This is a genomic window from Streptomyces sp. NPDC055189, from assembly GCF_053606765.1.
Map to the genome: position 1 here is coordinate 1 of NZ_JBSGSG010000001.1, position 25,521 is coordinate 25,521.

Annotated in this window: 27 protein-coding genes; 11 read left to right on the forward strand and 16 right to left on the reverse strand. The window is 70.5% G+C overall.

What is annotated here, in order from left to right; all coding sequences use genetic code 11:
• Positions 1-157: 157 nt before the first annotated feature.
• Positions 158-562 carry an STAS domain-containing protein gene (locus ACWFR3_RS00005; RefSeq protein WP_453732181.1) on the reverse strand — a complete coding sequence of 135 codons (405 nt, stop codon included), beginning with the start codon at positions 560-562 and terminating at the stop codon, positions 158-160.
• Between the two features lie 308 nt (positions 563-870).
• Here ACWFR3_RS00005 and ACWFR3_RS00010 point away from each other — a divergent pair, with 308 nt between their 5' ends.
• Positions 871-1,242, forward strand: coding sequence for an ATP-binding protein (locus ACWFR3_RS00010; RefSeq protein WP_453732182.1), 372 nt, complete (start codon positions 871-873; stop codon positions 1,240-1,242).
• 453 nt (positions 1,243-1,695) lie between these two features.
• Here ACWFR3_RS00010 and ACWFR3_RS00015 read toward each other — a convergent pair whose 3' ends face one another.
• Together ACWFR3_RS00015 and ACWFR3_RS00020 are read right to left on the reverse strand one after the other, a co-directional pair.
• A complete protein-coding gene (locus ACWFR3_RS00015) occupies positions 1,696-2,595 on the reverse strand; it encodes an aldo/keto reductase (RefSeq protein ID WP_453732183.1) in 900 nt (299 codons plus the stop codon).
• Between the two features lie 14 nt (positions 2,596-2,609).
• Entirely contained in the window at positions 2,610-3,548 is a 939-nt protein-coding gene (locus ACWFR3_RS00020) for an NAD-dependent epimerase/dehydratase family protein (RefSeq protein WP_453732184.1), read from the reverse strand.
• A gap of 70 nt (positions 3,549-3,618) precedes the next feature.
• On the opposite strand from ACWFR3_RS00020, the gene ACWFR3_RS00025 reads away from it, so the two are divergent.
• The 3 genes from ACWFR3_RS00025 (at position 3,619) to ACWFR3_RS00035 (ending at position 5,869) form a co-directional block, all read left to right on the forward strand.
• The gene (locus ACWFR3_RS00025; RefSeq protein WP_453732185.1) at positions 3,619-4,530 is read left to right on the forward strand and encodes a LysR family transcriptional regulator; all 912 of its coding nucleotides are present in this window, start codon (positions 3,619-3,621) and stop codon (positions 4,528-4,530) included.
• 163 nt (positions 4,531-4,693) lie between these two features.
• Entirely contained in the window at positions 4,694-5,245 is a 552-nt protein-coding gene (locus tag ACWFR3_RS00030) for an AAA family ATPase (protein WP_453732520.1), read from the forward strand.
• Between the two features lie 246 nt (positions 5,246-5,491).
• Positions 5,492-5,869 (forward strand): hypothetical protein, encoded by a 378-nt coding sequence (locus tag ACWFR3_RS00035; RefSeq protein WP_453732186.1) that lies wholly within the window; start codon positions 5,492-5,494, stop codon positions 5,867-5,869.
• Positions 5,870-5,875: 6 nt separating this feature from the next.
• Here the strand turns inward: ACWFR3_RS00035 and ACWFR3_RS00040 are convergent, their stop codons facing one another.
• The 3 genes from ACWFR3_RS00040 to ACWFR3_RS00050 are packed head-to-tail and all read right to left on the reverse strand — an operon-like array spanning position 5,876 to position 6,883.
• Positions 5,876-6,202 (reverse strand): DUF1048 domain-containing protein, encoded by a 327-nt coding sequence (locus ACWFR3_RS00040; protein WP_453732187.1) that lies wholly within the window; start codon positions 6,200-6,202, stop codon positions 5,876-5,878.
• A gap of 1 nt (position 6,203) precedes the next feature.
• Positions 6,204-6,560 carry a DUF1048 domain-containing protein gene (locus tag ACWFR3_RS00045; RefSeq protein WP_453732188.1) on the reverse strand — a complete coding sequence of 119 codons (357 nt, stop codon included), beginning with the start codon at positions 6,558-6,560 and terminating at the stop codon, positions 6,204-6,206.
• Positions 6,557-6,883 (reverse strand): PadR family transcriptional regulator, encoded by a 327-nt coding sequence (locus ACWFR3_RS00050; RefSeq protein ID WP_453732189.1) that lies wholly within the window; start codon positions 6,881-6,883, stop codon positions 6,557-6,559. Before ACWFR3_RS00050 ends, ACWFR3_RS00045 begins: the two co-directional genes overlap by 4 nt.
• Positions 6,884-7,042: 159 nt before the next feature.
• On the opposite strand from ACWFR3_RS00050, the gene ACWFR3_RS00055 reads away from it, so the two are divergent.
• Complete coding sequence (locus ACWFR3_RS00055) at positions 7,043-7,645, forward strand: DinB family protein (protein ID WP_453732190.1); 603 nt, start codon at positions 7,043-7,045, stop codon at positions 7,643-7,645.
• A gap of 129 nt (positions 7,646-7,774) precedes the next feature.
• Here ACWFR3_RS00055 and ACWFR3_RS00060 read toward each other — a convergent pair whose 3' ends face one another.
• On the reverse strand, positions 7,775-8,668 hold the full coding sequence (locus ACWFR3_RS00060) for a LysR family transcriptional regulator (protein WP_453732191.1): 894 nt from the start codon (positions 8,666-8,668) through the stop codon (positions 7,775-7,777).
• Between the two features lie 301 nt (positions 8,669-8,969).
• Here ACWFR3_RS00060 and ACWFR3_RS00065 point away from each other — a divergent pair, with 301 nt between their 5' ends.
• Genes ACWFR3_RS00065 through ACWFR3_RS00075 form a run of 3 tightly spaced genes read left to right on the forward strand, consistent with a single transcriptional unit; the run spans position 8,970 to position 10,626 of the window.
• Positions 8,970-9,347, forward strand: coding sequence for a hypothetical protein (locus ACWFR3_RS00065; protein ID WP_453732192.1), 378 nt, complete (start codon positions 8,970-8,972; stop codon positions 9,345-9,347).
• Complete coding sequence (locus tag ACWFR3_RS00070; RefSeq protein WP_453732193.1) at positions 9,344-10,282, forward strand: virginiamycin B lyase family protein; 939 nt, start codon at positions 9,344-9,346, stop codon at positions 10,280-10,282. The genes ACWFR3_RS00065 and ACWFR3_RS00070 overlap by 4 nt, the downstream gene beginning before the upstream one ends.
• Positions 10,279-10,626, forward strand: coding sequence for a YciI family protein (locus tag ACWFR3_RS00075; protein WP_453732194.1), 348 nt, complete (start codon positions 10,279-10,281; stop codon positions 10,624-10,626). Before ACWFR3_RS00070 ends, ACWFR3_RS00075 begins: the two co-directional genes overlap by 4 nt.
• 108 nt (positions 10,627-10,734) lie before the next feature.
• Here ACWFR3_RS00075 and ACWFR3_RS00080 read toward each other — a convergent pair whose 3' ends face one another.
• From ACWFR3_RS00080 to ACWFR3_RS00100, 5 genes are read right to left on the reverse strand one after another with little or no spacing between them, the layout of a single operon-like run.
• Entirely contained in the window at positions 10,735-11,640 is a 906-nt protein-coding gene (locus ACWFR3_RS00080) for an ABC transporter ATP-binding protein (protein ID WP_453732195.1), read from the reverse strand.
• Positions 11,637-12,395: an ABC transporter ATP-binding protein gene (locus tag ACWFR3_RS00085; protein ID WP_453732196.1), complete on the reverse strand. Its 759-nt coding sequence runs from the start codon at positions 12,393-12,395 to the stop codon at positions 11,637-11,639. Before ACWFR3_RS00085 ends, ACWFR3_RS00080 begins: the two co-directional genes overlap by 4 nt.
• Entirely contained in the window at positions 12,392-13,297 is a 906-nt protein-coding gene (locus tag ACWFR3_RS00090) for an ABC transporter permease (RefSeq protein ID WP_453732197.1), read from the reverse strand. Before ACWFR3_RS00090 ends, ACWFR3_RS00085 begins: the two co-directional genes overlap by 4 nt.
• On the reverse strand, positions 13,294-14,367 hold the full coding sequence (locus tag ACWFR3_RS00095; RefSeq protein WP_453732198.1) for an ABC transporter permease: 1,074 nt from the start codon (positions 14,365-14,367) through the stop codon (positions 13,294-13,296). The genes ACWFR3_RS00090 and ACWFR3_RS00095 overlap by 4 nt, the downstream gene beginning before the upstream one ends.
• Position 14,368: 1 nt before the next feature.
• On the reverse strand, positions 14,369-15,937 hold the full coding sequence (locus ACWFR3_RS00100) for an ABC transporter substrate-binding protein (RefSeq protein WP_453732199.1): 1,569 nt from the start codon (positions 15,935-15,937) through the stop codon (positions 14,369-14,371).
• Positions 15,938-16,310: 373 nt separating this feature from the next.
• On the opposite strand from ACWFR3_RS00100, the gene ACWFR3_RS00105 reads away from it, so the two are divergent.
• Positions 16,311-17,612, forward strand: a complete 1,302-nt coding sequence (locus ACWFR3_RS00105; RefSeq protein ID WP_453732200.1) for a serine hydrolase domain-containing protein — start codon at positions 16,311-16,313, stop codon at positions 17,610-17,612.
• 355 nt (positions 17,613-17,967) lie between these two features.
• A complete protein-coding gene (locus ACWFR3_RS00110) occupies positions 17,968-18,807 on the forward strand; it encodes a GNAT family N-acetyltransferase (RefSeq protein WP_453732201.1) in 840 nt (279 codons plus the stop codon).
• Positions 18,808-18,949: 142 nt separating this feature from the next.
• Here the strand turns inward: ACWFR3_RS00110 and ACWFR3_RS00115 are convergent, their stop codons facing one another.
• Together ACWFR3_RS00115 and ACWFR3_RS00120 are read right to left on the reverse strand one after the other, a co-directional pair.
• Entirely contained in the window at positions 18,950-19,687 is a 738-nt protein-coding gene (locus tag ACWFR3_RS00115; RefSeq protein ID WP_453732202.1) for an alpha/beta hydrolase, read from the reverse strand.
• A 187-nt stretch (positions 19,688-19,874) separates the two neighbouring features.
• Positions 19,875-20,705 carry a tetratricopeptide repeat protein gene (locus tag ACWFR3_RS00120; RefSeq protein WP_453732203.1) on the reverse strand — a complete coding sequence of 277 codons (831 nt, stop codon included), beginning with the start codon at positions 20,703-20,705 and terminating at the stop codon, positions 19,875-19,877.
• A gap of 319 nt (positions 20,706-21,024) precedes the next feature.
• On the opposite strand from ACWFR3_RS00120, the gene ACWFR3_RS00125 reads away from it, so the two are divergent.
• Positions 21,025-21,975 (forward strand): SDR family NAD(P)-dependent oxidoreductase, encoded by a 951-nt coding sequence (locus ACWFR3_RS00125; RefSeq protein ID WP_453732204.1) that lies wholly within the window; start codon positions 21,025-21,027, stop codon positions 21,973-21,975.
• Positions 21,976-22,002: 27 nt separating this feature from the next.
• Here ACWFR3_RS00125 and ACWFR3_RS00130 read toward each other — a convergent pair whose 3' ends face one another.
• On the reverse strand, positions 22,003-23,145 hold the full coding sequence (locus ACWFR3_RS00130; protein WP_453732205.1) for an acyltransferase family protein: 1,143 nt from the start codon (positions 23,143-23,145) through the stop codon (positions 22,003-22,005).
• 11 nt (positions 23,146-23,156) lie between these two features.
• Positions 23,157-25,334 carry a PIG-L family deacetylase gene (locus ACWFR3_RS00135; RefSeq protein WP_453732206.1) on the reverse strand — a complete coding sequence of 726 codons (2,178 nt, stop codon included), beginning with the start codon at positions 25,332-25,334 and terminating at the stop codon, positions 23,157-23,159.
• Positions 25,335-25,521 lie beyond the last annotated feature (187 nt).

Below are 25,521 nucleotides of genomic sequence, written 5' to 3' on the forward strand. Positions count from 1 at the left end.
GGCCTGAGATGGCCGGGCCCACCCCTGTTCGTGTGTGGTCGATGGCGCCGCGAGCCGGGCGTATCGGATGCTGTGCCGGACAGGCGCGGGGTATCGGCCCCGCGGGTCATTGCAGTGGGAAAGCTGCACTTCCGTGCTCGCGCGGGCCGTGCCCTGGTCAGTGTCCGGTTTCGTCCGGCGCGGCAGTCCTGGTGGTGTCAAGGAGTGTCCGGATGCGCCGCAGACCGTCCTCGCGTGTGCCGGCCAGGTCCAGGACCTCGGTGACACCGGTGATCTCGAAGAGCCGTGCGATGCCGGGGTGGTAGGGGCCGGCCAGGACGAAGGGGCGTTGTGCTTCCTGGTGTTCGGCGTGGGCGCGCAGGATCACATTGAGCTGGGTGCTGTCGGCGAAGGTCAGGCCGGTCAGGTCCAGTAGCGTCCCGGCGGTGGCCGTGTCCGTAAGGGCTCGGGACAGCGCGAGCGTTGCCTCGGTGGTGTCTTCGAGGTCGAGCTCGTTGCGGAAGGAAACGACGCTCACCCGGTCCTGCCGGGTGACATCGATGCTCTGTCTGTCGGGGTCCATCCCGTGAGCCTGCCACATGTCCCAACCCGCGTGACCAGCAGATCCACTGCCGGACCCGCCGGGGGTAGGCATCGGCTGTGACACAGGGCAGCCGGATTGCGATGATCCCCGGGGAAGCGTGCCCCGAGCCCGGGCGGGACGGCCGGGTGGCCCAAGGTGGCCCGGGGGAGGGGTGTGGGGTGGACAGTGTCGGGCAGACGGAGGGATACCGACGATTACGGGAGCGGTGATGGGACATGGACGGGGAGAGGACCAATGCTGCTATGAGCGGTGCCGGAGCAGTGGGAACAATGGAAGCAGTTAAGGCAGTGGAAGCAGGGGACATCAGTTGTGCCGATGCGCGTTCCGCGGTCCGCGAGGTACTGACGGAGGTGTGCAGCTCTCTGCCACTGCCCCGGGCCCGGCGTCTGCGTGACGACGCGCTGCTCGTGGTCAGTGAGCTGACAGCCAACGCCCTGCTGCACGCGGGCGGCGTGACACGCTTCAGCGCCCGCCTGGACAGTGACGAGCTCGAGCTGCGGGTCAGCGACGCCAGCGCCCAGGTGCCGCGGCGCCAGCAGGCCGTTCGCGGCCGGCCGGGCGGCCACGGCTGGATGGTCATCGAGCGCCTGTGCTCGCGCCTGAACGTCGAGGTGGAGCCGGGCGGCAAGACGATCACTGCGGCGCTGTCCCTGACCTGACCTGACTCGACCCGGACCCACTCGCCTGACCGGCACCGACGTCGGGCGGATGGGCATGAGGGGGTCGAGGCGACGCAGGAGCGAGACGAGGGAACCTTCCGGACCTTGTCCCGCGGTGTCGACGACGAGGTGTCCCCGGTCCCAGGGCACGTAGTCGCGGTTGAGGCCCTGCTGCCAGTCGGGCAGCGGCAGGTCAGAGATGTCGCCCGCACGTGAGGACACGCGGTGCCGGTGCTCGGCCGGATCCGAGCAGATCACTTCGACCTCTATGGCAGGGACGCCTGCCTTGGTGCCCACGCTCGGCCTCCAACGTCACCACCGCCCAGATCCGCCGGGCACGGCCAGAGGCGCGCCAATGTGGTCTTGCCGGTGCCGGGCAGCCCGCCGATGACGATGAGCATGGGCCCGTGCTGCCGCAGCCGGCGAGGCACCAGAGCTTCCCCGCGCACCACCTCAGCCCGGCAGCGTGTGCTCAAGCTGAGTGTCCTCGAGCTGCGCGAATTCCTGCGGGCTCAGAGCGATTTCGGCGGCCCTGGCCGAGTCGGTGATGGAGGACGGGCGGCCGGCTCCCGGTACCGGGATCACGGCCGGGGAGCGGGCGAGCAGCCAGGCCAGGGCGATCTGCTGCGGGCTGACACCGCGCGCGGCTGCGATGCGGTGAAAGGCGGTCCCGGCGCAGGTGGCGCCGGAAGGGCCGTCCAGGGAGCTGCGGGAGATGCCGCCGAGCGGGCTCCAGGGCAGAAAGGCCAGCCCCAGCTGGGTGCTCAGCCGCAGCTCGGGCTCGCCGGCGCGGACGGCGGGGGAGTACTGATTCTGTACGGAGACGAGTTGGTCGCCGAGGATCTGGTGCGCCTGGCGGATCTGGGCGGTGGTGACGTTGGAGATACCCGCGGCGCGGATCGTGCCGGCCTCGAGCAGGTCGTGCAGCGCGCCGACGGACTCCGCCCAGGGCACGGCCGGGTCCGGCTTGTGCAGCTGGTACAGGCCGATCGCCTCGACACCCAGGCGCGTGGCGGAGGCCTCGGCAGCCTGCTTGAGGTGCGCGGGGGTAGCGGTCACGGTCCAACTGCCGTCGCCGGGGCGGCCGCGGCCGCCCTTGGTGGCCACCAGGACGTTGGAGGTGTCACCGCCGTAGCACGCCAGGGCGCGGGCGATCAGCAGCTCGTTGTGGCCGACCTCGCCGGGGTGCCAGTGGTAGCTGTCGGCGGTGTCGATGAGGGTGACACCGGCGTCGAGGGCGGCGTGGATGGTGCCGATGGCCCGCGTCCGATCCGGGCGGCGCTCGATGGACAGTGCCATGGCGCCCAGGCCGATGGCGCTGACGGTGGTGTGACCAAGAGGGCGGTACTGCACGGCGGCTGTGCTCCTCAGACGGTGGGTGACGGCTCGGCGGCCAGGGCTTCGGCCACCGCTGCGGGCAGCCAGTCGGTGGTGCGGGAGAAGGAGAAGCCCAGCTTCTTCGCGCGCGCGTTGCTCATGGCGTAGTGGCGGTCGATGGAGAACGGCGAGGCCTGCGAGCCTGCCGGGACAATCCGGCAGAGAGGCTCCCGGCCGGCCTGTGCGGCGATGATCGCGGCGAGGTCGTGTACGTCGAGCGGGCCGTCGGAGCAGGCGTTGACCGGGCCGGTGAAGTCGGCTGTGGTCGCCCACAGCAGCAGGTCGGCCAGCTCCTGGTAGTGGATGAAAACCGTGGGCAGCGCGTCGGCGTGCACCGTGACCTCTTCGCCCCGGGTGATGCGCCCGGCGTAGTGCGCCAGCCGGCCGGTGAACTCCCGGGCGCCGCCGCCGAGTACGTGGGCGCTGCGCACACCGGCGAACCCGAAACCGGCGGCGCGGGCCAGGACGGCCTCCGCCTGGCGCTTGCCCTCGGCGTAATGCGCCTCCAGGTACGCCTCGTCGTGCCAGGGAAGATCCAGGGTCACCCGCCAGGCGGCCGGATCCACGACCTCCTCGGGCACCGGTGTGTCGGGAGGTACCGCCGGCAGCGCGGCGCTCGCAGGGTCATAGACCTCGATCGTGGAGGTCATGACGTAGCGCCGGGTGCGGCCGGCAAAGACGCGGGCGGCGACAGCGGCCTGCACCGGGGTGTAGCAGACCTGGTCCACCACGACGTCGAAAGCACGCGAGCCCAGCGCGGCCGTCAGGGCCGCCTCGTCGTTCCGGTCGACCACGAGGTGCTCGACACCGGCGGGCGGCGCGACGGAACCGCGGTTGAGCACAGTGACCCGGTGGCCCGCGGACTGCAGGCGCTTGACCAGGAGCTTTCCGAAGTATCGGCTTCCGCCGATGACGCAGATCCTTTGCATGCGCCCATCCTGGAGCCCTATCGTCACCAGCAGAAGTACTGACTTGCTGGCCACGTATTAAGGAAAACTGTTGATCGATGTGCAGCGGCTGCGCGTCCTGCGGGCGGTGGCGGAGCACGGCAGCTTCAACCGGGCGGCCACAGCTCTGCGCCTCACTCCCTCGGCCGTCTCCCAGCAGGTGGCCGCCCTGGAGCGCAGCCTCGGCACCCCGGTCGTCGCCCGCAGCACCCGCGGCGCCACCCTCACTCCGGCCGGACACGTCATGGTCGGCGCCGCCGAATCCGTCGCCGCCGAACTCGAACACGCACAACAACAGGTCGCCCAACTGAGCACCGGCCGCACCCAACTCACCCTCGCCACCTTCACCAGCGGCGGCAGGCTCCTGCTGCCCGCCGCTGTGCCCCGGCTCATGGCGGCCCATCCGCACACCGTGCTCCACATCAGGGAGGGTGAACCCGAGGACACCCTGCCGCTGGTCCGCCAGGGCGCCGTGGACCTGGCCCTCGCCTACCACTTCGACGGCCCGCTCCCCGTGGGGCCGGGCCGCACCTCCAGCCTGGAGTGGACGCCGCTCCTGCAAGACCCCCTGCACGCCGTCCTGCCGCAAGGACACCGCCTCGCCGGCCGCGACACGCTCGACCTCGCCGAACTGGCAGCCGAACCCTGGGTACTGGGCTGCCTGAAGACCGAGGCATACCTGCGCCGCTACGCCGAACGCGCCGGCTTCGACCCGCAAGTGCGCGGCACCACCACCGACTACTTCTTCGCCCGCTCGCTCGTCGCCGCGGGCATCGGCATCTCCCTGATCCCCTCGATCGCGCTCACCCCCGAGATCCCCGGCCTGAGCACCGTCCCGATCACGTCGCCGGTACCGGTCCGGCACATCGGCGCCGCCGCACTCAGCCGCAGCGACCGACCCCACATCACGACGCTCATCCACGCCCTTCGCGAACAGGCGGAGCAGCAGCACAAGGGGAGTTGACCCGCCACGGGGCCGGCAGCAGCTCCCGCCTCGCTCGGCGGACCAGGCGCGATCTTTCGGGCCTGATCCGGCAGTGGAATTTGACCCGGCCCGACCGCGCGGCATGCTGATCCGACATGCTGGGCCCGACGCAGGGCATGGCAACGGGGCGGGGAGGATCACGTTGATCGTCTGGGTGAACGGTGCGTTCGGCAGCGGGAAGACCACGCTGGTGGAGGAGTTGCGTCCGCGTTGGCCCGAGGCGCTGGTCTATGACCCGGAGACGGTGGGCTATGTGCTGCGGGAGATCGTGGAGGTGCCGACCGGCGACTTCCAGGACCTTCGGCTGTGGCGACGGCAGGTCGCCGACCTGGCGGTGGGACTGGTCGAGGAATATCGCCGCCCGGTCCTGGTCCCCATGACCCTGGCCGATCCGGGTTACGCCGGTGAGATCTTCGGCGCGTTGAAGGATGAGGGCATCCGCGTCCACCACTTCTTCCTCAAGGTCTCCCGAGAGAAGCTGGAACAGCGGATCGATGGTCGCAGCGTCACGCCGGACAATCCGGAGCAGGACGAGAAGGTCCGGCGCTGGTGCAAGGGCAAGATCGAGGCGTGCATGGCGGCGGCCGATACCCTGCCCGGCGACACGGTGTTCCTGGACGGCGAGCTGACCCCGCAGGGGCTGGCCGACCAGGTCCTGGCGAGGGTGCGAGCCGACGGAACGCCCGAGGTGTGACCAGTGAGGTGTGACCAGTGGGGGACGGCTGCGGTCAGCCGCTGTCCTGCTGAGTCCTGGCGTGCGCCAGGCAGTAGGCGTCGGCGGTGCAGCCGGGTTCTTGTCTCAACAGGCGCGTGGTGCTGTGCTGACACATCAGCGTGGAAGGCGCCAAAGAACTTGCTGACGACGTCCCGGCAGCGCTCCAAGCAGTGGCTGCCTGACACCACTGCCCGCACGCCCACCGCACACGGCTAGGGTGCGGACATGGCCGTCATGGATGTTCGCAACGATTCCAAAGGCTGGCTCACGATGTGGCTCGAGCCGCTTGGTGAGGATCGCTGGCTCAAACCCGACGAGACGTTCCGGGTCCGATCCGACTACCACGGCGACGAGTTGGCTTTCTCCGTGACTTATTGGGTGGATGACGAGGACCGGTCGGCGGGGATCGAAAACATGGCGGTCTGGATCGAGAACGGCGACTGCTACGCGGAAGTCACCGACCGCGAGGGCAACCTCGTCGAGTGCGGTCACCAGCGGCCGGCTGACGTCAACCGGCGCTGGCAGGCCACGCTCGAAGAGATGCAAAAGCGAGCAGCGGAGCAGCAAGCCGGGCGGGAGGACCACGCCCGCCGGCATGGGTGAGGGGTGCTACTTTGCGGCCGTGCCGGATTGCCCGCCGAGGGATTCCTGGTAGAGGTCCGCGTAGGTGCGGGAGTCCTTGATCAGGTCGTCGCAGAACGCGGCGACATCCGTGCCGATGAGTTCCAGGACCCCCTTGCCCGACGCGGCGCCCTCCTCGAAGAAGTCGACGATCCCCGGCAGCAGCGGCCCGTCGAGCAGGTCGACCGGTCCGACCTTGAACAGGTACTTCTGCATCTCCCCGTAGACGATCCGGTAGTCCCGCGGCAGCGCCCTGACCCGGGCCAGGTGCGCCCGCCACTGCTTCTTGCCCTCGATGATGTCCTGGATACCCACGTCAGCCTCCCAGCCGGTTCAGTTTCCGAGCCACGTTCCGGTTCAACTGCTCGCGCCACCGGTCGCGGTAGGTCCGCGCCCCTTCCCCGCCGGCCAGCGCCGCGCAGAAGCCCGGGATGTCGTCGCCGAGCACCTCGCGGACGCTCTGCCCGTCCGCCGCCGTCTCTTCGAGCAGCCCCAGGGCCGCGTCGAGGATCGGCAGCAGGTTGCGGCCGGTGAAGTCCCCGTGGGGCAGGAGGCAGACCTTGATCTGTTCCCACGCCACCCGGTGTTCGTCCGGCAGGACCGCGGCCCTGGCTTCGAACGCCTTCCAGTCCCTGGTGATATCGCTGCCGGTGATGGTCTCCCAGAAGTTCATCTGCCGCCCTCCCTGAGTCTGTCGATGCGTGATGAGACGTACTGCCACTTCGCCCAGAACTTCGCGAGTTCCTCGCGTCCGGCGTCGTTGAGTGCGTAGAACTTGCGCGGTGGACCCACTCCGGACGGCCGCTTGGTCACCTCGACGAGCTTGTTCCGCTCCAGCCGCAGCAGGATGGTGTACACCGTCCCCTCCACGACGTCACCGAAGCCGAGCCCGTTCAACTGGCGTGTGATGGCGTACCCGTAGGTCTCCTCGCTGCCGATGATCTCGAGCACGCACCCTTCGAGCGTGCCCTTCAGCATCTCCGTCAGATCGTCCATCGCGAGTCCTCCTCGGCCAAGGTACTGCGTAGTACCGAGTACCACTATACGGTATCACTGAGTAGTGGGGCTGTCATCGACCGGAGAAAGAAGCGGGGAAACGTGGATGCGGGGAAACTTGCGTGACCGCCATCGGCAGGTGATGCGAGACTCGCCCCCATGAAGCCCAATGATCCAAAAGACGACCTGCACCGCTACCTCAACGCAGCCCGCGATGCCGTCATCTGGAAACTGGAGGGATTGTCCGAGTACGACATCCGCCGCCCCCTGACGGCGACCGGCACCAACCTCCTGGGCCTGATCAAGCACCTCGCCGGCGTCGAACTCGGCTACTTCGGGCCGACCTTCGGCCGCCCGCACGGTGAATCCCTGCCCTGGGAGGAGGAGGGCGCCGAGCCCAACTCGGACATGTGGGCCCCCGCCGACGAGTCGCGCGAGGACGTTCTCGGCCTCTACGACCGTGCCCGGGCGCACGCGGACGCGACGATCGAGGCGCTGCCGCTCGACGCGATGGGTCACGTTCCCTGGTGGGGTGACAACGGAGACGTGACGCTTCAGCGGATCATGCTGCACATGACGGCCGAGACGAACCGGCACGGGGGCCACGCCGACATCGTCCGCGAGCTGATCGACGGCACGGTCGGCATGCGGAGGGACACCAGCAACATGGACGGCGGCGACGCGGCCTGGTACGAGGACTACCGCAAGCGGCTGGAGGCTTCCGCCCGGGACGCCCAGAAGGCCCGGGACAAGCAGAGCTGAGGTCGTCTGGGGGCGCGTCCGCAGTGGCGGCTCGCTGGCCTGATTGTGCCGGGCCGCTTCAACTACCCCGATGCACCGCACTCTGCCCGCTGCGACAGGCAGCGCGTCCAGGCTGCGTACGTCCTGTCTCTACTGCCCGGCTTCATCCCCGCAGTCCGTCGCCGCCCGGGCCAGTGCGCGTACCAGTGGGGTCGCGCGGTCCGTGCGCCAGACCAGGGCCCACTGGACGGGCGGGGCATCGTGGAGGGGCAGGTAGACGACGTCCGTCTGCGCGTTGTAGCGCCGTCCCTCATCGGGGACGGGGCAGACCACGCCGCCTGCCGCGACCAGCGCCAGGGCCTCGTTGAAGGTGGAGACGGCCGGGCCTCGGCGGACGGGGCGTCCGGCCGGCGTGCGGGTCGGCAGGACGGCGCTCTCCCAGTAGGCGGGAAGGGGGCCGTGCAGGCGCGGCACGATGTGGTCGCCGAGCACCTCCACGCTCACCGTTTCCTGCCGGGCGAGCGGGTGATCCGCGGCCACCATCAGGTTCAGTGGTTCCTCGCGCAGCACTACGCCCACGGTCAGGTCCGGCTCGCGGACCGGCAGCCAGGTGGTCACCGCGTCGACCTCACCGGACCGCAAGGCTGCGAACGGATCGCTGAAGAACACTTCCCGGAAACGGAGTTCGGCCAAGGGGTGGCGGGCCCGGAAGTGCGCCAGGACCGGGGCCAGGTCGTGCACCTGTGCGCCCATCACTCCCAGCGTCAGCGTGCCGGACGGGTGGCGGGCGAGGGCGGTGGCCTCCGCGAGGGCTTCCTGGATGCCTTCGTAGGCAGGCTTCAGCCGCTGGAGCAGGACCTCTCCGACGGGAGTCATGTGCACCTGGCGGCTGTTCCGTTCGAAGAGCCGGGCGCCGATGACGCGTTCCTGCTTCTTGATGGCCTGGCTGACCCGGGCGGGGGAGACATGCAGGCGGTCGGCGCTGCGGCCGAAGTGGAGTTCCTCCGCGAGCGTCAGGAAGATCTCTATGTCCCGCAGTTCCATTCCGCCCCCGGTTGTCTCCTGGTCCCTCAGGTTCGTGAACCTCTGGGTTAACGAATATTACAAGATCGGCTGTTGTTCCCCGGGGGCCCGGAACGCATGCTGGGCGTCGGACCGGGAGGCCGCCCTCGGTAGGGGACGGAGGGCGGCTGGACCGGCCCGCCCAGGTCGGCCGATGGCCCGAGGGGATGGCCCGAGGGGCGCGGACCGCGCGCAAGGCGCGTACCTCATAGGTCATCGGCCGCGACACCTTGCCGCCCGGGCTGCGCCCGCCGAGCACACCCCCTGACGGAGACATTCCCGCGTGACATCCGACCCGCGCACGGCCCGGACACCTGACCCGGCCACCCTCCCTCCGCTGCCGGCCCACAATCGCGTCGTCGTCCTCACGCCGCTGCTCGCCGGGACGAATGCCGTTGCAGGGGACTTCACTTACTGCGACGATCCCGGCAGCGCGACAGCGTTCGCGACGATCCGGCAGCGCTTCGAAGACAGCGACGTCGAAGACAGCGACGTTGAAGACAGCGACATCGAAGCGCTGTTGCGGGACGCATGGTGGGATTGGCCCGTGGAACTGGTGACCGCGTACGCCCGGACCGTCCTGGCCGGCAGCCCGCGAGGAACGTGCTCGCGGGCCATCGCGCGTATCGCCGCCGACGAAGGTCTGGAGCCGCAGCAGTGACAATCACCCCTACGATCCACGAATACCCGGTGTCCGGCCCCGACAGCGGCCCGTACGCGATCACCACCGGACCGGACGGCGCTCTGTGGTTCACCCTGGTGCACAGCGGCCAGATCGGCCGGCTCGTCCCGGGACAGGAGCCGACCCGTCAGCAACTGGACCCCGACAGCGGCCCGACGGTCATCACCACCGGCCCGGACGGAGCGCTGTGGTTTACCCAGTACCGGGCGCACCGGATCGGGCGGATCACCACAGACGGCCGGGTGTCGCAGTTCGCGCCGCCGACTGCTGAGTGCGGGCCCTTCGGTATCGCCACCGGACCCGACGGGGCGCTGTGGTTCACCGAGACCGCCGCCGACCGCATCGGCCGCCTCACCGCCGGGGGAACGGTCACGGAGTACCCGCTGCCGCGCACCGGCGCCTTCCCCTCCGCGATCGCCGCGGCCGGGGACGCGATGTGGTTCGCCATGAACCAGGCCAATGCCATCGGCCGAATCGCCATGGACGGCCGCATCACGATCCACGACCTGCCCACCGAGGCGGCCGCACCGGTGGGGATCGCCGTGGGCCCCGACGACAGTGTCTGGTTCACCGAGATCGCGGCCGGTCAGATCGGCCGCATGACACCTGACGGGCGCATCACCGAGTACCCGCTGCCCGACCGCGCTGCCCGGCCGCACGCCGTCACCACCGACGCCGACGGCACGGCGTGGTTCAGCGAGTGGGGCGCCAACCGCGTCGGCTCGATCACCACCGACGGCACGATCACCGTCCACGACCTGCCCACTCCCGCCTCCGAGCCGCACGGCATCACGGTGGGCCCGGACGGCGCCCTGTGGACGGCCCTGGAGACAGGCGCCCTGGCCCGTATCCAACCCACCACCCGCACAGCCACCGCTTCCACCACCAACACCGAACAGAGGAACAGCCGATGAAGTACGCCCTCGTGATCTTCGAGACGCATGCGTCCCGCGTCCGGATCCAGGCCGACCGCGACGCCCACCGCAAGGCGTACGAGACCTGGATCGGCGAGGTCGCGGCAGCGGGCAAGCTGGTGGGCGGCGACGCCCTCGACACCGAGTCCCGGGGCCCCGTGACCGTACGCAAGACGGCGGAGGGATCCACGGCGGTGACCGAGGGGCCCGTACACAGCGGCGAAGAAACCCTCGGCGGCTGGTTCGTGCTGGAGGTGGCCGACCACGCCGAGGCCCTTGAGGTGGCGCGCAGCTTCCCCACCCCGGAGGCCCTCGAACTGCGCCCGATCCTCGAATCGGCCTGAGTACCGCCACGCCGCACTCCGCGTCCGCGGCCCGGATGCCCGGCGTGCCTCATCGGCACAGGGCCCCGGGCCGCGGAGCGCAGCATCCCTGCACATAACTCGTGAGGGTCACGCGGGCGCGTGGAGCCAGCAGGCGGCCGGGCCGAAGTCGGGTTCCTTCAGGCGGCAGAGGTCCATCGCGTGCGGGCAGCGCGGGTGGAAGCGGCAGCCCGATGGCGGGTCGGCCGGGTCGGGGATGTCGCCGACGAGTTCGGCGGGCAGGGTGCCGAGCCCGTCGGGGTGCGGTATGGCCCGCAAGAGGGCCTGCGTGTAGGGGTGTTGGGGGGAGGCCCAAACGGCGGCGGTCTCGCCGACTTCGACGATTTTGCCGAGGTACATGACCGCGATCCGGTCGGCGATCAGCCGGACCACGGACAGGTCGTGGCTGATGAACAGCAGCCCTGCGCCCGCGTCCACGGCCAGGTCGCGCATGAGCGTGGCGACCCGGGACTGGGCGGAGGCATCCAGCGCGGAGATGGGTTCGTCGCCGATCAGCAGGCGGGGGCGGGCGGCCAGCGCACGGGCGATGGCGACGCGCTGGCGCTGGCCGCCGGAGAGCGCGTGCGGATGACGGTCGGTGAACGAGCCCGGCAGGCCGACGCGTTCGAGCAGGTCGGCCGCGGTGCCGGGCGCATCGCAGACGCGCAGCCCGTCGGTGATCTGCTCGCCGACGCGGCGGCGCGGGTTGAGGGAGGCGTAGGGATCCTGGAAGACCATCTGGATGCCCGTCAGCGCCCTGCGCCGCAGGCCCAGCGAGGTGACGGGCCGGCCGTCGAAGGTGATGCAGCCGCCCGCCGTGGCGTGCAGCCCGCAGACGGCGCGGGCCAGCGTCGACTTGCCGCACCCCGATTCGCCGACCAGGCCCACGACTTCGCCGGGGGCGACGGTGAGCGAGGCCCCTGCGACCGCCCGGACGGCGGGGCGGCCGGGGGAGCGGTGCTCGACGACGAGGTCGTCGATACGGAGCAGGGTCACGGCATGGCCTCCAGCAGCGAGCGGGTGTAGGGATGAGCGGGCTTGCGCAGTACGGACTGGCGCGGGCCCGACTCCACGACCAGGCCGTCGCGCAGCACGCTCACCTCGTCGGCGATCGCCGACATGACGCCGAGGTCGTGGGTGATGAGCAGGATCGCCAGGCCGAGCTCGTCGCACAGGCCGCGCAGCAGTCGCAGGACCCCGGCCTGCACGGTCACGTCCAGGGCGGTGGTGGGCTCGTCGGCGATGAGGACCTGCGGGTCGCAGGCCAGCGCCACCGCGATGGCGATGCGCTGGCGCATCCCGCCGGAGAACTGGTGAGGGTAGCGCCGGGCGGCCTCCGCGGGGGCGGGGATGCGGACCTTGGCCAGGAGTTCCACGGCGCGCTCGCGCGCCGGGGCCCGGCCGAGGCCCAGGTGCAGGCGCATGTGTTCGGTCAGCTGTCTGCCCACACTCAGCATGGGGTGCAGGCTGGTGGAGGGGTCCTGGAAGACCATCGCGATATCTTTGCCGCGCACCTGGTTGAGCTCCTTGTCGGGCAGCGCGAGCAGCTCGCGCCCCGCCAGCTCGATGCGCCCGCTCGCGCGTGCGCCATGGGGCAGGAGCCCCAGGGCGGCGAAGCCCGTCATGGTCTTGCCCGATCCGCTCTCGCCGGCCAGCCCGTGCACCTGCCCCTTGTGCAGGGCCAGGTCGACGCCGGAGAGGATCGGCGTGCCGCGGATCGTCACCCGCAGATCGGTGATGGTCAGGGTCACAGCGCACGCTCCTTGACGGTGCGGGCAGTTCGGGGATCGAGGGCGTCGCGCAGCGTGTCCCCGAGGAAGTTGAACGCGAGGACCACCGTCAGGATCGCCAGGCCCGGGAAGGTGGCCACCCACCAGCTGTCGAAGACCTCCACCCCCGAGGCGACCATCGCCCCCCACTCCGCGGACGGCGGTTTGGCGCCCAGGCCGAGGAACGACAGTCCCGACAAAAGCAGCAGCGCGGTGCCGATGTCGAGGGTGGCCAGCACGAGGATGGGTCCCACCACGTTGGGCAGAACGTCCACCCGCAGCGAGCGCCACACCGAGAAGCCGAGCAGTCTGCCGCTGAGCACGTACTGCTGCTCGCGTACGGCAAGGACCAGGCCGCGGCTGACGCGTGCGTAGGCCGCCCAGGCCACGACGAGGACGGCCAGGACCGCGTTGGTGAGGCTGGCGCCGAGTGCGGCGGCCACCACCATGGCCAGGATGATCGTCGGGAAGGCGAAGACAAGGTCCGCCAACCGCATGATCGTCTCGTCCGCCCAGCGGCCGAAGTATCCGGCGACGGCACCCAGGAAGCCGCCGATCAGTACGGACAGGGCGACCAGGAGCAGCGTCAGCGGGATCGATACGCGGGCGCCGTACAGGATGCGGCTGAGGATGTCGCGCCCGAGCTGGTCGGTGCCCAGCCAGTGCCCGGGGCCCGGTTCGGCGAGGCGGGGCAGCTCCTGGGCCAGGGGGTCGTGCGGTGCCAGCAGGGGCGCGGCGGCGGCGATCACCAGCCAGGCCAGGGCCACGACGGCGCCGGCGACCGCTTGCGGGCGCCGCCAGGCGTCGGGCAGCCGTCCTGCCGCTGCGCGCAGTCCTCTGACGGGGCGGGAAAGCCGTGTGGTGGCGGCCGGGGCAGGGGTCATCGCAGCCTCACGCGGGGGTCGATCACGCCGTAGAGGATGTCCACGAGCAGGTTGATGGCCAGGTAGACGCCGCTGACGACCAGGCCGACGCCCATGATGGCGGGCAGGTCCAGTGCGGTGGCGCTCTTGAACGCGTACTGGCCGATGCCCTGCCAGGCGAAGATCGCCTCGACCAGTACGGTGCCGGACAGGAGGCTTCCGAAGGCGAGTCCCGCCACCGTGATGATGGGCACCAGGGCCGAGCGCAGCACGTACCGGGTCAGGATCACCCGGCCGGGCAGTCCCTTGGCCCGGCCCGCGCGGACGTAGTCCTGGCCGAGCACCTCGAGGACGGCGCTGCGGGTGAAGCGGGTCAGCAGCCCGATCGTGTAGAGCGAGAGCACCAGGGCGGGCAGGATCAGGTGGCCGAGTGCGCTGGTGAAGATGTCCCAGCGGCCGGCCAGCGCCGCGTCCAGGGTGTGCAGTCCGGTGAGGGGTGGCGGGGCGCCGAGGCCGGCGTCGACGCGGCCGCTGCCCGGGGTGAGTTGCAGGCGGTAAAAGAAGATGTAGAAGGCCAGGAGCGCCAGCCAGAACGTCGGCACGGAGAGGCCGATCAGGCTCACCATCCGCAGTACGTGGTCGGTCAGGCGGTCCCGGCGCAGGGCGGCGATCAGGCCGAACGTCACGCCGAGGAGCAGCGAGATGATGATCGCGGCGCCGGCCAGCTCCAGGGTGGCGGGCACGAACTCCGCGAGGTCTTCGCTGACCGGCCGGTGGGATTGCTGGCTGGTACCCAAATCGCCGTGCAGCAGCCCCTGCAGGAACAGCACGTACTGCTGCGGGAGCGGCTTGTCCAGGCCGTGCTCGGCCCGCCACTGGGCCACGGCGGTCGGGTCGCTCAGCGCCCGCTGTCCCAGGTTCGCCGCCGCAGCGTCGCCCGGCACCAGGTTGGTCAGGACGAACGTCACCAGGGTGACGCCCCAGGCCAGCAGGAGTGCGACGAGGGTCCTGCGGGCGAGGAAGCGCAGCAGGGGTCTGCTGCGGCGGCGCCGCACGCGCGGGTGCGTGGTGGTCGTGTCACGGGTGGCCATGTCACTTCACACCGAGGTCGGCGAGGTCGACGGTCCACACCGGGTGGTAGGACAGGCCCGTCACCGAGGCGGTCGTGACGATGTTCTGGCCGGGTTGCAGGAGCGGGATGTAGGGGCCCGAGGTGTTGAGCCGGGTCTGCACGTCGGCGAAGGCCTTCTCACGTGCCTGGTCGCCGATCGCGGTGGCCGCCTTCTGGCCCCGGGCCTCCAGCTTCTTGTCCGCGCCCGCCTTCCAGCCCAGGCGCAGGCCCACCGGCTTGCCGGGCAGGAACACCAGGTAGCCGCTGGGGTCGGGGTGGTCGGGACCCCAGTACCACAGGCCCATCTCCTCTTTTCCGTTGCGGTAGTTATCCGCCGCGGTGGTCAGGGGAGTGGGCTTGAGGTCGACGGTAATGCCGACCTCCTTGAGGTTGGACTGGACGCGCTCGGCCAGCGGCTGCAGGGACAGGCCGTTGACGGTGAGCTCGCTGGGATACTCCAGCTCGACCGACGGGTTGGTCAGTCCGCTCTCTGCCAGTGCCGCCTTGGCTCCCGCCACATCGCGCTTGGGCGCCTGCTCCGGCGGGAGCGCGCCGAGCAGCTGGGAGGGGATGATGCCCGGCGCCTGCACCGACCCCTTGCCGGCCAGTTCCAGGAGGCCGGTGTAGTCGACGCCCTTGCGTACCGCCTCGGCGAACTTCGGGTTCGCGGTCGTCTTGCTGACCGCCTTGTTGCGGGTGGCGAACAGGAAGATCACGTTGGCCGATGCGGTCTGCTTCACCTGCAGACCCGCGGGCATGTTCTTGGCCTGGTCGCCGGAGAGGTTCAGGGCGACCTGGCTGTCGCCGCGCTGCACGTTGAGCTTCTGGGTCGCCGCCTCGACGTTGCGGATGACGACCTTGTCGTAGGCGGGTTTGGTGCCGTAGTACTGCTTGTTCGCGCGCAGTACGACCTGGTTGCTGACGTTGAAGGACTCGATGACGTACGGACCCGAGCCGGCCGACGCCGAGTTGAGGTACTTCTCCGCCTTGTCCTTGGGGTCGGTGGTCGCGCCGTGCGCCTTGGCGACCTTGCTGTTGAGGATGCCGAGCACCGGGTTGGGCAGGATGTAGGGCAGTGCGGGGTTGGGCGTCTTCGACGTCATCTTGATCGTCGCGTCGTCGGTCTTGGCCACCTTCACCCCGTCGAGCAGGAACGACGGATTGCCCTTCAGATCGCGCAGGCGGGTGAGGGAGAAGACGACGTCATCAGCGGTGAGCGGGGAGCCGTCGCTGAACCTCGCCCCCGAACGGAGCTTGAGCGTCAGGACCTTGCCGTCGTGTGACAACTCGAACGACTCGGCCAGCGCCGGCACCGGCTTGGTCACGTCGCCGCCGTCGAAGGTGAGCAGCGTGTCGTACACCGCCTTGCCCACGAACAGTCCGGTCGCCTCATACATCCGTCCGGGGTCGGCCGTCTTCAGGTCGAAGGACGTGTCGACGACCAGCGTCCTGTTGCCGGCCGACGGCGGGCCCGAGCCGCCGCCGGAGCAGGCGGACAGGGCCACAGCGGTGGCCAGCAGCAGGGCCGTCAAAGTGGTGCGGGGCGCCATGAGAGGACCTCCAGGTCGGACGGCAGCGCGAGACAGTGGGCATCGTGCAGACCGTGCACGTCGGCCAAGTCATGCAAGGTGTGCAGGTCATGACGGGGTAGCAGCGAACGTTAGGGCAGCTGCCGGGACGGCACTTCGGCCCGTCGCACGAAGAGCGGCGCACTCGTATGTGCTGCTCGACGAAGGGCCCCGGCCGGCTGCCCGCACGGGCCCGGGAGCGCACGGGTTCGTCGTGCGGCACCAAGGGGCGGACGCGATTGTGTCCGGCCGCCCTTAGCCACGGGCTGCTGCAGGTCGCGACGATGTCGTTCCCCGAAGGCACCCACTGCCCGGGAGCGCGTACCTGATCCTCTCGCTACGAAAGGAAGCCCCCATGTTCCCTCGTTCCAGAGCTGCCCTCATCGCAGGCATCGCGGCCATGGTCATGGCCGCGACGCCCGCCGCGTCCGTCGCCGCACCGGCCAAGAGCGCACCGGCCAAGAGCAGCGCGACGGGCAAGTACACGACGGGCAAGAGCAGCACGACGGGTAACGACGCCGTCCAGCGCGTACTCGACCAAGCGGTGAAGGACGGCGGGGCACCCGGCATCCTCGCCGAGGTCCACAACGGTTCCGCCCGCTGGTTCGGCACCGCCGGCGTCGCCGACACCACCACCAAGCGCAACCTGCAGCCCGGCGACCGCTACCGGATCGGCAGCACGACCAAGACGTTCACGGCCACCGTCCTGCTGCAGCTGGTGGGCGAAGGGCGGCTCAGCCTCGACGACAGCGTCGAGAAGTGGCTGCCGGGCGTCGTGCAGGGCAACGGACACGACGGCAGCAAAATCACCGTCCGGCAACTGCTCAACCACACCAGCGGCATCTTCAACTACACCGACGACCCCCAGTTCGCAGCGAACCTGGTCGGCCAGGGCTTCCTCGACCACCGCTTCGACAGCGTCCGGCCCACCCAACTGGTCAAGACGGCGATGAGCCACGCGCCCAACTTCACACCGGGTACGTCGTGGGCGTACTCCAACACCAACTTCATCCTGGCCGGGATGCTCGCGGAGAAAGTGACCGGGCGCCCCCTCGCCACCGAAGTAACCCGGCGCATCATCGTCCCGCTGGGCCTGTCCGACACCTACCTGCCCGGTCAGAGCACCAGCATCTACGGACCGCACGGCAAGGCCTACTCCAAGCTCTACGCGACCGACCCCGCAGCCCCGGTGTACGACGTGAGCGAGCTGAACCCCAGCTGGGCCGGCTCGGCCGGAGACATGATTTCCACCGCCGGCGACATCAACCGCTTCTACCGCGCCCTGCTCGGCGGCCGTCTGCTGCGTCCCGCCGAGCAAAAGGCGATGTTCACGGGCGTACCGACCGTGAACTGGATCCCCAACACCCAGTACGGACTGGGCATGATCGCCCAGAAGCTGTCGTGCGGTGTGCAGGTGTGGGGACACGGCGGCACGATCCACGGCTCGCTGTCCTGGGCGATGGGGCTGCGCGACGGCTCGAAGGTCGCCAGCACCAACATCAACGGCGACTGGGTCGACCAGGGCGGCATCTCCACCGACCTGATGCAGGCCGTCTTCTGCCCCGCCACAAAGGCCGGCGCCGATACGCGGGCGGAGGCGACGCCCACACGTCCGACGCCCACGCGTCCGACGGTCCGCCCCCTGCCGCTCTTCTGACCCGGGACCGGCACCCCCGCCCGCTCAGCCCGCCTCGCCCGGAGCATCCAGCACCCGGGTGCCCCCGGCCGAGGCGGGCGGGGTGCACACCGGCTCAGATCACGACCGTAAACCGGCAGCCAGAAACGACATGAAGGAGACCACGCCATGCGCTCGTGGCAGTTCCATTCGCGCAAGTTCCAGGCGGTGCGCGCCGCGCAGGGCAAACGGACCGTGGCGTGCGGCACCGGCCCGGCCCCGCGCGCGGGAACGGGGCTGCTGTGACCCGGCCGCCGACCCTCGACGACCGGCGCGCAGGCCAGCTGTGGCCCGCGCCGTCCGCACGTGTCCACCCCGGGCGCACAGGGAGCCAGGCATGAGTGAACTCCTCGACGCGGCCGCGGCGGCATCCTCCCTGGCCCAACGACGATCCGGTGTGGACATCAAGGAGCTGGCACAGGAAACGGAACTGCGGGCGGCCTGCGCCCTGCTCGACCGGGTCTGGCGGCCCCCGGCCGACAGCCCGCTCATCACCATGGCGCTGCTGCGGAGCTTTCAGCACACGGGCAGCTATGTGGCCGGCGCCTACGAGGCCGACCGGCTGATCGGCGTGTGCATCGGCTTCCTCGCGCAGACCGGGCTGCACTCGCACATCGCGGGCGTCGACGCGGGGGCCCGGGGCCGCAGCATCGGGTTCGCGCTGAAAGTCCACCAGCGGGCCTGGTCACTTCAACGCGCCATCACCAAGGTGACATGGACGTACGACCCACTGGTCAGCCGCAATGCCTACTTCAACCTCGCCAAGCTGGGCGCGGTCGCGCTCGAGTACCTGCCGGACTTCTACGGTGTGATGGACGACGGCGTGAACAAGGGCCAGGGCTCCGACCGGCTACTGGTCGGCTGGGACCTGACCGACCCGGCCGTCGCCGAGAGCTGCTTCCAACGCCACCGCCCGGCGGCCCCGCTGCCGGAGGCGGCCGCGGTGCTCGAAGCGGATGCGGAGGGGCTGCCGGTCCCGGGACCGCGCGAGGCCCCCTTTCTCACGGTGGGAATCCCCTCGGACATCGAGGCCCTGCGCGCCGAGCGGCCGCAAGCCGCCCGGGCCTGGCGCTCGGCGGTGCGACAGACCCTCGGCAGTCTCCTCACGGATGGCGCGGCGGTCACCGGGTTCACCCGCGACGGCCGCTACCTCGTCGAACGCAAGGCAGAGGGTTGAGGAAACACCTGGAACGGCGCCTCGGAGACGTCGGCTGCAACGCGGGGCGCCGCAAGTGGCCGCCGGACTTGCCGGAGCCGCGAGCAACGGGTGCGGGCCCCCGCCGAGTTGGCAGGGACCCGCGGCGATGGCCGGCCCGCGATTACTTCAGATGGCGGGTGAAGAACTGGGCCGCGGCGTCTCCCGCGAACTGCGGGACGCCGGTGTGCCCGCCCATATTGGCGTTGAGGGTCTTCTCCTTGGAGCCGAAGGCATCGAACAGGTCCAGGGCCTGCTGCCGGTCATTGCCCGCGTCGTCCCACTGCAGCAGCACGTGCAGCGGAATGGTGACCTGGCGGGCCTCCTCGAGGATGGCGCGCGGCACGAAACTCCCGGCGAACAGAACGGCGGCCGTGATGCGCGGCTCGACCACCGTCAGCCGGGTTCCGATGGAGATGACTCCCCCCGAGTAGCCGACGGGGCCGCCGATCCCCGGCAGCGCAAGGAGGGCATCCAGGGCGGCCTGCCATTCCGGGACCGCCTTGTCCACCAGGGGAAGGACGAGCCGGTCCACGATGTCCGCGCCGACCGGCTCGCCGGCCTGCAGCGCCCGGCGCAGGTCGGCGCGGGCCTGGTCGGCGGCGGCGGACCGGGGCCGGTCACCGCTACCGGGAAGCTCGATGGCGGCCGCGGCGAAGCCGTCCGCCGCGGCCTGCCGGGCGCGGCCCGCCAGCCGGGGATACATCTGGTGCAGTCCGCCGGGGTGGCCGAGCAGGATCAGCGGCGCTGGTACCGGTGTGGAGACGGAGCCGGGCGTCCACAGGATGCCGGGGATCTCGCCGAGGGTGAATGCGCGCTCGAGGACACCGTCGTCGAGACGCTGTTCAGAAGTGAAATGCATGGTCGTGCCTTTCGGGAGGGCTCAGAAACGGCGCTCCCGGACGACCTATCGCCCGACCGTGACCCCGGAGGAGAGCACCCATGTGAATACGTTCACGGGTACCACCTCCTCGTTCTCTCGCACGGCCTCCGGAAAAGTAGCAGGGGGCGTTGCGATCCACCAACGGGTTTTCGCGGAGGGACCAGAGCTATGTGGAGCCGTCGATGCGGTCGAGCAGCGTCCGGGCCTCAAGGGTGCGGCGGTGCTCGGGGCCGAAGGAAGCCAGGCAGACATCGTGGGCGGCCGCGGCCTGGAGGCGGGCTTCGGAAATGCGGTGCAGTCCCAGGAGGGCGGTGGCCACGGCCAGTTCGGCGGCACCGGTCTCCGGGCGGCATTGTTCGGCGGGGAGCCTGTGGCGCAGTTTGCCGGCGTCCTCCGCCTCGGCGAGGGCTTCCTCGTGGCGGGCCTGGCCGTTGAGGCTGCGGGCCAGGCCGAGCCGCAGGACCAGCGACAGCCGGTCCCGTGCGCGAAGGGCGGCCAGGGCCTCGCGGGCGAGCGCTTCGGCCTCCGGGTGGCGTCCTTGCGCGTTGAGGGCGAAGACCAGTCCGTTGCGGGCGGCCGCGGCCAGGACCTGCATTTCCGGGCCTGCGCCGCGGTCCGCGGCGAGGGCGACGGCAGTAGTCTCTGCCTCGCACTCGGCGTGCCGGCCGAGCGCAGTCAGTTGCTGGGCGCGGTCCGAGCGCAGCTTCAGCGTCTGCCAGTGATCGGCTCCAAAGATCCTGCCGGAGGCCGGCAGCGCTTGGTCATAGGTGGCGAGGGCCTCGGCGTGGCGGCCCTGGGCGCCGGTGGCGAGCGCGGCGATGCCCAGCGCAATGGGGACGTACATGTCGTCGCTCGGCCGCGACTCGGCCACGGCGCGGGCCTCGGCCTCCGCCTCGGCATAACGCCCGGCCTCGTACAGCGCTCCGGCCCGGGACACAGGGGGATCCGACAGCGGCCTGCCATCGCTTCTTCGACCGCGCGCCCGGAAGAATTTCATGAACGGAGCTTACGGTTGCTGCTCATCCTGTTCGGCGACGGGGCGGAGTTGGCCGGCTGCCCCTGATCCCGGAGCAGGCAGCAAGGCGAACCTGCACGTGCCCTTGAGTGGCCCGGCTGGTCTGTGAGTCAGGTTGGCCAACGTGGTGTTCACCGGCGGGCCATGACCAGGGGGCCAGCGCCGTGGCGGTGGGATGTCGGTCGGCCGGCAGAACTTTCGATGACCTGTCGGCGATATGTCGGTGGCTGATGGAATCGTGGGAGTCGAGTTGCCGGCAAGCAGCCGCAGCTTGCTTCACCAGCAAGGGAGCCCTGTCACCATGTCGTCCGCATCCCCCACCCCGCCCTGGAGTGTCCAACGGCTGCCGCGTGCCGAGGGCCGCGTCTTTCTGGTCACCGGCGGCAACGCCGGCATCGGGTATTTCGTCGCGGAGCAGTTGGCGTCAACCGGAGCGACCGTCGTACTCGGCAGCCGCAATCCCGCGAAGGCCCGGGACGCTATTGCTTCGATCCGTGCGCATGTTGCTGATGCGCGGGTGCGGGCCGTACGGCTGGATCTCGCCGACCTCTCCTCACTCCACACGGTTGCGGAATCACTGGAGGTGGAACGCCTCGACGCGGTGGTGCTCAATGCCGGCGTCGCGCTGGATGACCCGCCGCGTCAGGAGACGGGGGATGGCCATGAGCTGATGTTCGGCACGAACCATCTCGGGCACTTTGCGCTGACCCGGTGGCTGATGCCGCTGCTGACGGCGGCTCCGGCGGCCCGGGTGGTGACCATGGGCAGCTTCGCGGCCAAGTCGGAGCGGCTCGACCTGGAGGACCTGCAGTCCCGGAAGGACTACCAGCCCAAGCGCACCTACGGGCGCTCCAAGTTGGCCCAGATGTACTACGGCGTCGAACTCGACCGCCGCCTGCGTGCGGTCGGCAGCCCGGTGGCGAGTGTGGTGGCGCATCCCGGTGGCGCACTGGACTCCCTCACCCCGTCGCGCCCGCCCATCCATGTGCGGACGACCGGTGCACGGCTGAGCACGGCGCCTGCGGCTCTCGTCGTCCAGGGCAAGCATGCCGGCGCGTGGCCCGCGGTGCGGGCGGTGCTCGATCCGGGCGTGCTGGGAGGGCAGTTGTGGGGACCGCGCGTCTTCGGCCTGCGCGGCGAGCCCCGATGCGAACCGGTGTGGAGTCACCTCGCCGAGGCCTCCGTCGCGGCGCGGTCGTGGGACGCAAGCTGTGACCTGACCGGCGTCGACCCCGGCTCCTTTCCCGGGTAGTCCCCGGGCGCAGGCGCCGGCAGACCATCACTCGGGCTGCTTCGACCGCTCGCCCACCGGCACGGCAACCTGCGGCAGCCGGGGTTCCACCAGCCGGCGGAACAGCTTCCGGACCGGCGGCGTCGACAGCAGGAACACCGTGGTGATGACGCCGAGGGTGAGGAGGATCTGGCCGGCCGCGCCCAGGTCCTTCAGGACCGGGTACAAGCCCGCCGCCTCGCCCGCGCGGATCAGCAGTCCGTGCAGGAGATAGGGATACATCGTGGCCGCGCCGAGCGCGGTGAAGACCGTACGACGCCGGGGCACACAGGCGAAGAACGCGGCGACCAGCACCGCGCTGAGCGCGAAGAGGCCGATGCGCACGGCCAGGTAATGCGGCCAGCCCACGTCCAGCTCCGTGTAGCCGGCGTCCATCGAGAGCCAGTGCTCGTCCGGTGCGGGGATCAGCAGGTACGCCCCGGCCCCGGCGCAGACCAGGGCCGCCACACCCCAGCGGCGGGCGGCCCTCGTGCGCAGGAGGGCGAAGTGCTGGGGGCGCAGGTGCAGACCGAGGACGAACCAGGGCAGGAACATCAGCACGCGCGGAAGCGCCAGGTCGTAGCCCATCGTCGTCAGGCCCGCCGCCAGGGAGATCAGCACGGCGATCGGCACGGGATAGCGGATCGCCCGCCACAGGGGTGTGCTCAGTCGCCAGAGGAACAGGGCGATGAGGAACCAGCAGAGATAGGTGGGTTCCGTGGGGGTGAAGACGTAGGGCTCGCCCCGCACCGCGCTGTTCGTGGCGGAGTAGGCCGCCTCGAACAGGAGGTAGGGGATCAGCACCCCTTCGATCAGGCGGCGTACCTGGTCGGGGCGGCCGGTGAAGCGCTGCGAGAAGTAGCCGCACAGCAGGATGAACGCCGGCATGTGGAACGCGTACACCAGGGTGTGGACCGCCTGGAGCACATGCGTGCCGTTGACGATCTGCTCCCAGGAGTGGCCGAGAGCGACCAGCACGATCAGCAGGAACTTCGCGTTGTCGAAGAACGGGTCACGCGCGTCCTGCGGGAGGACCCGTGTCTCCGGGGTGTCCTGCGGGCCCGGGGTTTCCAACTTGTCCTGCGGGTCGCGGGCCTCCGGGTTGTCCCGCGGGTGCCGCAGGTCGAGCGGGTCGGCGTTAGGCGACCGCATCGGCATCCGCATCAGGCCTTCGACCTCCCCGCCGTCGTGGGCACCACGGGCTGCCAGGCAGCCAGGCGGCCTCCGCCGCGCGGGGCATGGGTCCAGTACAGGCGGCTGTCGAGGCCGAGCATGGTCAGGGCGACGCCGCCCGACGCCAGCGCGGCACTGGAGGGGGCACCCGCGGGGAGGACGCCGGTGTGGTTCCACTGCGGCCCCTTCCTGGCGGTGCCCGGCGTGCCCCAGGCCGTGGCGACATCGCCCGTGGCGGCACGGGCCGCGAGCAGGACACTGCCCGAGTTGTCCGGGGCGGCACTGACGGGGCCGTAGCCGCCTGCCCCGCCCAGCTCGGTGACGGACGTCGACGCGTGCGTGGTGGACGAGCGGCGTACCCGGCCCGGCCCCGCCGAGGAGGAGGTGAGGCCGTCCGCGTGCAGGAGGGCCGAGCCGACGTTCCCGGAGTTCGGGGCGCGGTAGTAGACCCGGACACCGTCGCCGTCCGGCCGGAGGGTCAACGGCAAGGTGGTGGCCGGAAGGCCGGTGGCCAGCGGGCCGCGCACCTGAGCACCGGGCCGGTCCTGGATCCAGGCCAGGACGCTGTGCGGCGTGGCGGCAAGGACGCAGGTTCTCCCGGCACGATCCCGCACGGCGACCGGGTCGCCGTGCACGGCCTTGCCGCCCAGAGCGCGCCAGGGCGTCCACGTCCCGTCCGGTTGCTGGTGGCGCGCGGTCAGCTGATGGCTGCTGTCGCGCAGGAACCCCGACATCGTGCCGTCGGCGTGCACCACGGCCGCGGGCCCGCTGATGTCGTGGGTACCGACCTCATCCGACAGCTCCGGGCTGCCCAGTGACTGCCAGAGACCGAAGGCTTTGTCCGGGGCCTGCTGAACGATGAATCCCACTTCCTTGCGGTAGTCGGCCGGATGGTCGCCCAGCAGCGTGCGGGTGCCGAAGACGGCGATGCGTCCGTCGGGCAGGGCCACCGGCCGCACACCCGTATCCATTCCGGTCTCCGTCTGGAGCACGGGACCCGTCCACCGGCCGCCTTTCCACCGCGCGCCGCTGCCGCCCGGCCGGTGCCAGTGGGCGATCCGGCCGTCCAGTACGGCGAAGGCCCACAGGCTGTCGTCCTTGCCCGCCAGCAGCCAGTCGGCGCCGCTCTCGCCGGCGTGGTGGATGCTGTGCGACCAGCGGGGCTTGGGGCTCGCGGCGACCTTGAGGTCACCACAGCCCGCCGTGTCCTTGCACGCGTCGTGCGGGGCATCACCCCCGGCGTACGTCTCGAGGGTGCGGGCCTTGGACGCGCCGGAAGCGGGGTCGAGCGCCTGGGGCAGGCCGCCGTTGAAGTAACCCATGTAGGTCTGCACGGTGAAGTGCGGACGCGATCCGGAGGCGGCATACCGGGCCAGAGCTTGCTGGACGAACCGGGCGCCGAACCGGTGATCCTGGTGGTCGGAGCACTTGAGGTTACGGTCCAGACGCCCCGGCGTCGGGTTCTGCATCCGCACCTGCGTCGGCCCGAACCGCTCCAGATAGCCGACCAGGGTCTGGATCAGCTGTTCCTTGGTGTACGAGAAGTCGCGGGTGACCACACCGCCGTGCGCCAACTGGGAGCCGAGCACCCCGACCCGCCCCTCCCACAAGCCGTGCAGGCTGTGCGGGCGGTCGCCGGAGATGCTGCCAGCCTCGTGCAGCAGCGTCCACACCAGTTGGATGTGGGGATACCCCTGCAAAGTGTCGAGCTCCGCCTGCCCGCCGCCCGCCGTCGCGATGACCGAGCGCTGCCAGGGGTGGCCCGGCTGTCCGGTGACCATCTCCGCGTAGGCGGCGCGAATGCCGTTCTGGCGTGCCTTGGCGAACTTGGGCTTGTCGGGCGCGAGGCGGGGGACGCCCCGGCCGGTGCCCTCCCGGGGCCCGTTGACGCCGTTGGACTCCCCGGACGTCAGATAGACGGTGGCCAGGGGCCGACCGCTGCGCAGCGACTGCCCGACCTCCGGATTGATGAAGAACAGGTCGTCGTCGGGATGCGCGACGATCTGCACGACCGCTTCCTCGGTCACGGGCTGAGGCCCGGAGGCCGCCCACGTACCTGAGGGGGCCGCCGTGTCCATGTCGGGTGACTGGTGGGGCGTGACGGGGCTGCTGGCGGGGTCACTCTGCGCGCGGACGGCCATGCCTATGCCGACCCCTACGGGAGTCATGACACCCAGGACGGTGGCCGCGAGAACATGGCGACGCGTTGCGCGCGCCAGAATGCGCTTTTCGGGGGGCATGGATGGTCTTGCCTTATCTGAATCCGACGAACCGGCCACTCGGCCTCGGCCCGCAGCTGCCGCTGCGAACTCCTTGATCACGAAGGAGGATGATGTGCGGATGCCCCGGGTTGTC

Excerpts from the sequence above, each read along its gene's own strand:
- ACWFR3_RS00130 (WP_453732205.1), bottom strand. The coding sequence starts at position 23,145 with ATGCGGTCGCCTAACGCCGACCCGCTCGACCTGCGGCACCCGCGGGAC.
- ACWFR3_RS00005 (WP_453732181.1), bottom strand. The coding sequence starts at position 562 with ATGGACCCCGACAGACAGAGCATCGATGTCACCCGGCAGGACCGGGTG.
- ACWFR3_RS00035 (WP_453732186.1), top strand. The coding sequence starts at position 5,492 with ATGGCCGTCATGGATGTTCGCAACGATTCCAAAGGCTGGCTCACGATG.
- ACWFR3_RS00105 (WP_453732200.1), top strand. The coding sequence starts at position 16,311 with ATGTTCCCTCGTTCCAGAGCTGCCCTCATCGCAGGCATCGCGGCCATG.
- ACWFR3_RS00110 (WP_453732201.1), top strand. The coding sequence starts at position 17,968 with ATGAGTGAACTCCTCGACGCGGCCGCGGCGGCATCCTCCCTGGCCCAA.
- ACWFR3_RS00095 (WP_453732198.1), bottom strand. The coding sequence starts at position 14,367 with ATGGCCACCCGTGACACGACCACCACGCACCCGCGCGTGCGGCGCCGC.
- ACWFR3_RS00050 (WP_453732189.1), bottom strand. The coding sequence starts at position 6,883 with ATGGACGATCTGACGGAGATGCTGAAGGGCACGCTCGAAGGGTGCGTG.
- ACWFR3_RS00120 (WP_453732203.1), bottom strand. The coding sequence starts at position 20,705 with ATGAAATTCTTCCGGGCGCGCGGTCGAAGAAGCGATGGCAGGCCGCTG.
- ACWFR3_RS00125 (WP_453732204.1), top strand. The coding sequence starts at position 21,025 with ATGTCGTCCGCATCCCCCACCCCGCCCTGGAGTGTCCAACGGCTGCCG.
- ACWFR3_RS00020 (WP_453732184.1), bottom strand. The coding sequence starts at position 3,548 with ATGCAAAGGATCTGCGTCATCGGCGGAAGCCGATACTTCGGAAAGCTC.
- ACWFR3_RS00060 (WP_453732191.1), bottom strand. The coding sequence starts at position 8,668 with ATGGAACTGCGGGACATAGAGATCTTCCTGACGCTCGCGGAGGAACTC.
- ACWFR3_RS00115 (WP_453732202.1), bottom strand. The coding sequence starts at position 19,687 with ATGCATTTCACTTCTGAACAGCGTCTCGACGACGGTGTCCTCGAGCGC.
- ACWFR3_RS00100 (WP_453732199.1), bottom strand. The coding sequence starts at position 15,937 with ATGGCGCCCCGCACCACTTTGACGGCCCTGCTGCTGGCCACCGCTGTG.
- ACWFR3_RS00090 (WP_453732197.1), bottom strand. The coding sequence starts at position 13,297 with ATGACCCCTGCCCCGGCCGCCACCACACGGCTTTCCCGCCCCGTCAGA.
- ACWFR3_RS00075 (WP_453732194.1), top strand. The coding sequence starts at position 10,279 with ATGAAGTACGCCCTCGTGATCTTCGAGACGCATGCGTCCCGCGTCCGG.
- ACWFR3_RS00135 (WP_453732206.1), bottom strand. The coding sequence starts at position 25,334 with ATGACTCCCGTAGGGGTCGGCATAGGCATGGCCGTCCGCGCGCAGAGT.
- ACWFR3_RS00055 (WP_453732190.1), top strand. The coding sequence starts at position 7,043 with ATGAAGCCCAATGATCCAAAAGACGACCTGCACCGCTACCTCAACGCA.
- ACWFR3_RS00045 (WP_453732188.1), bottom strand. The coding sequence starts at position 6,560 with ATGAACTTCTGGGAGACCATCACCGGCAGCGATATCACCAGGGACTGG.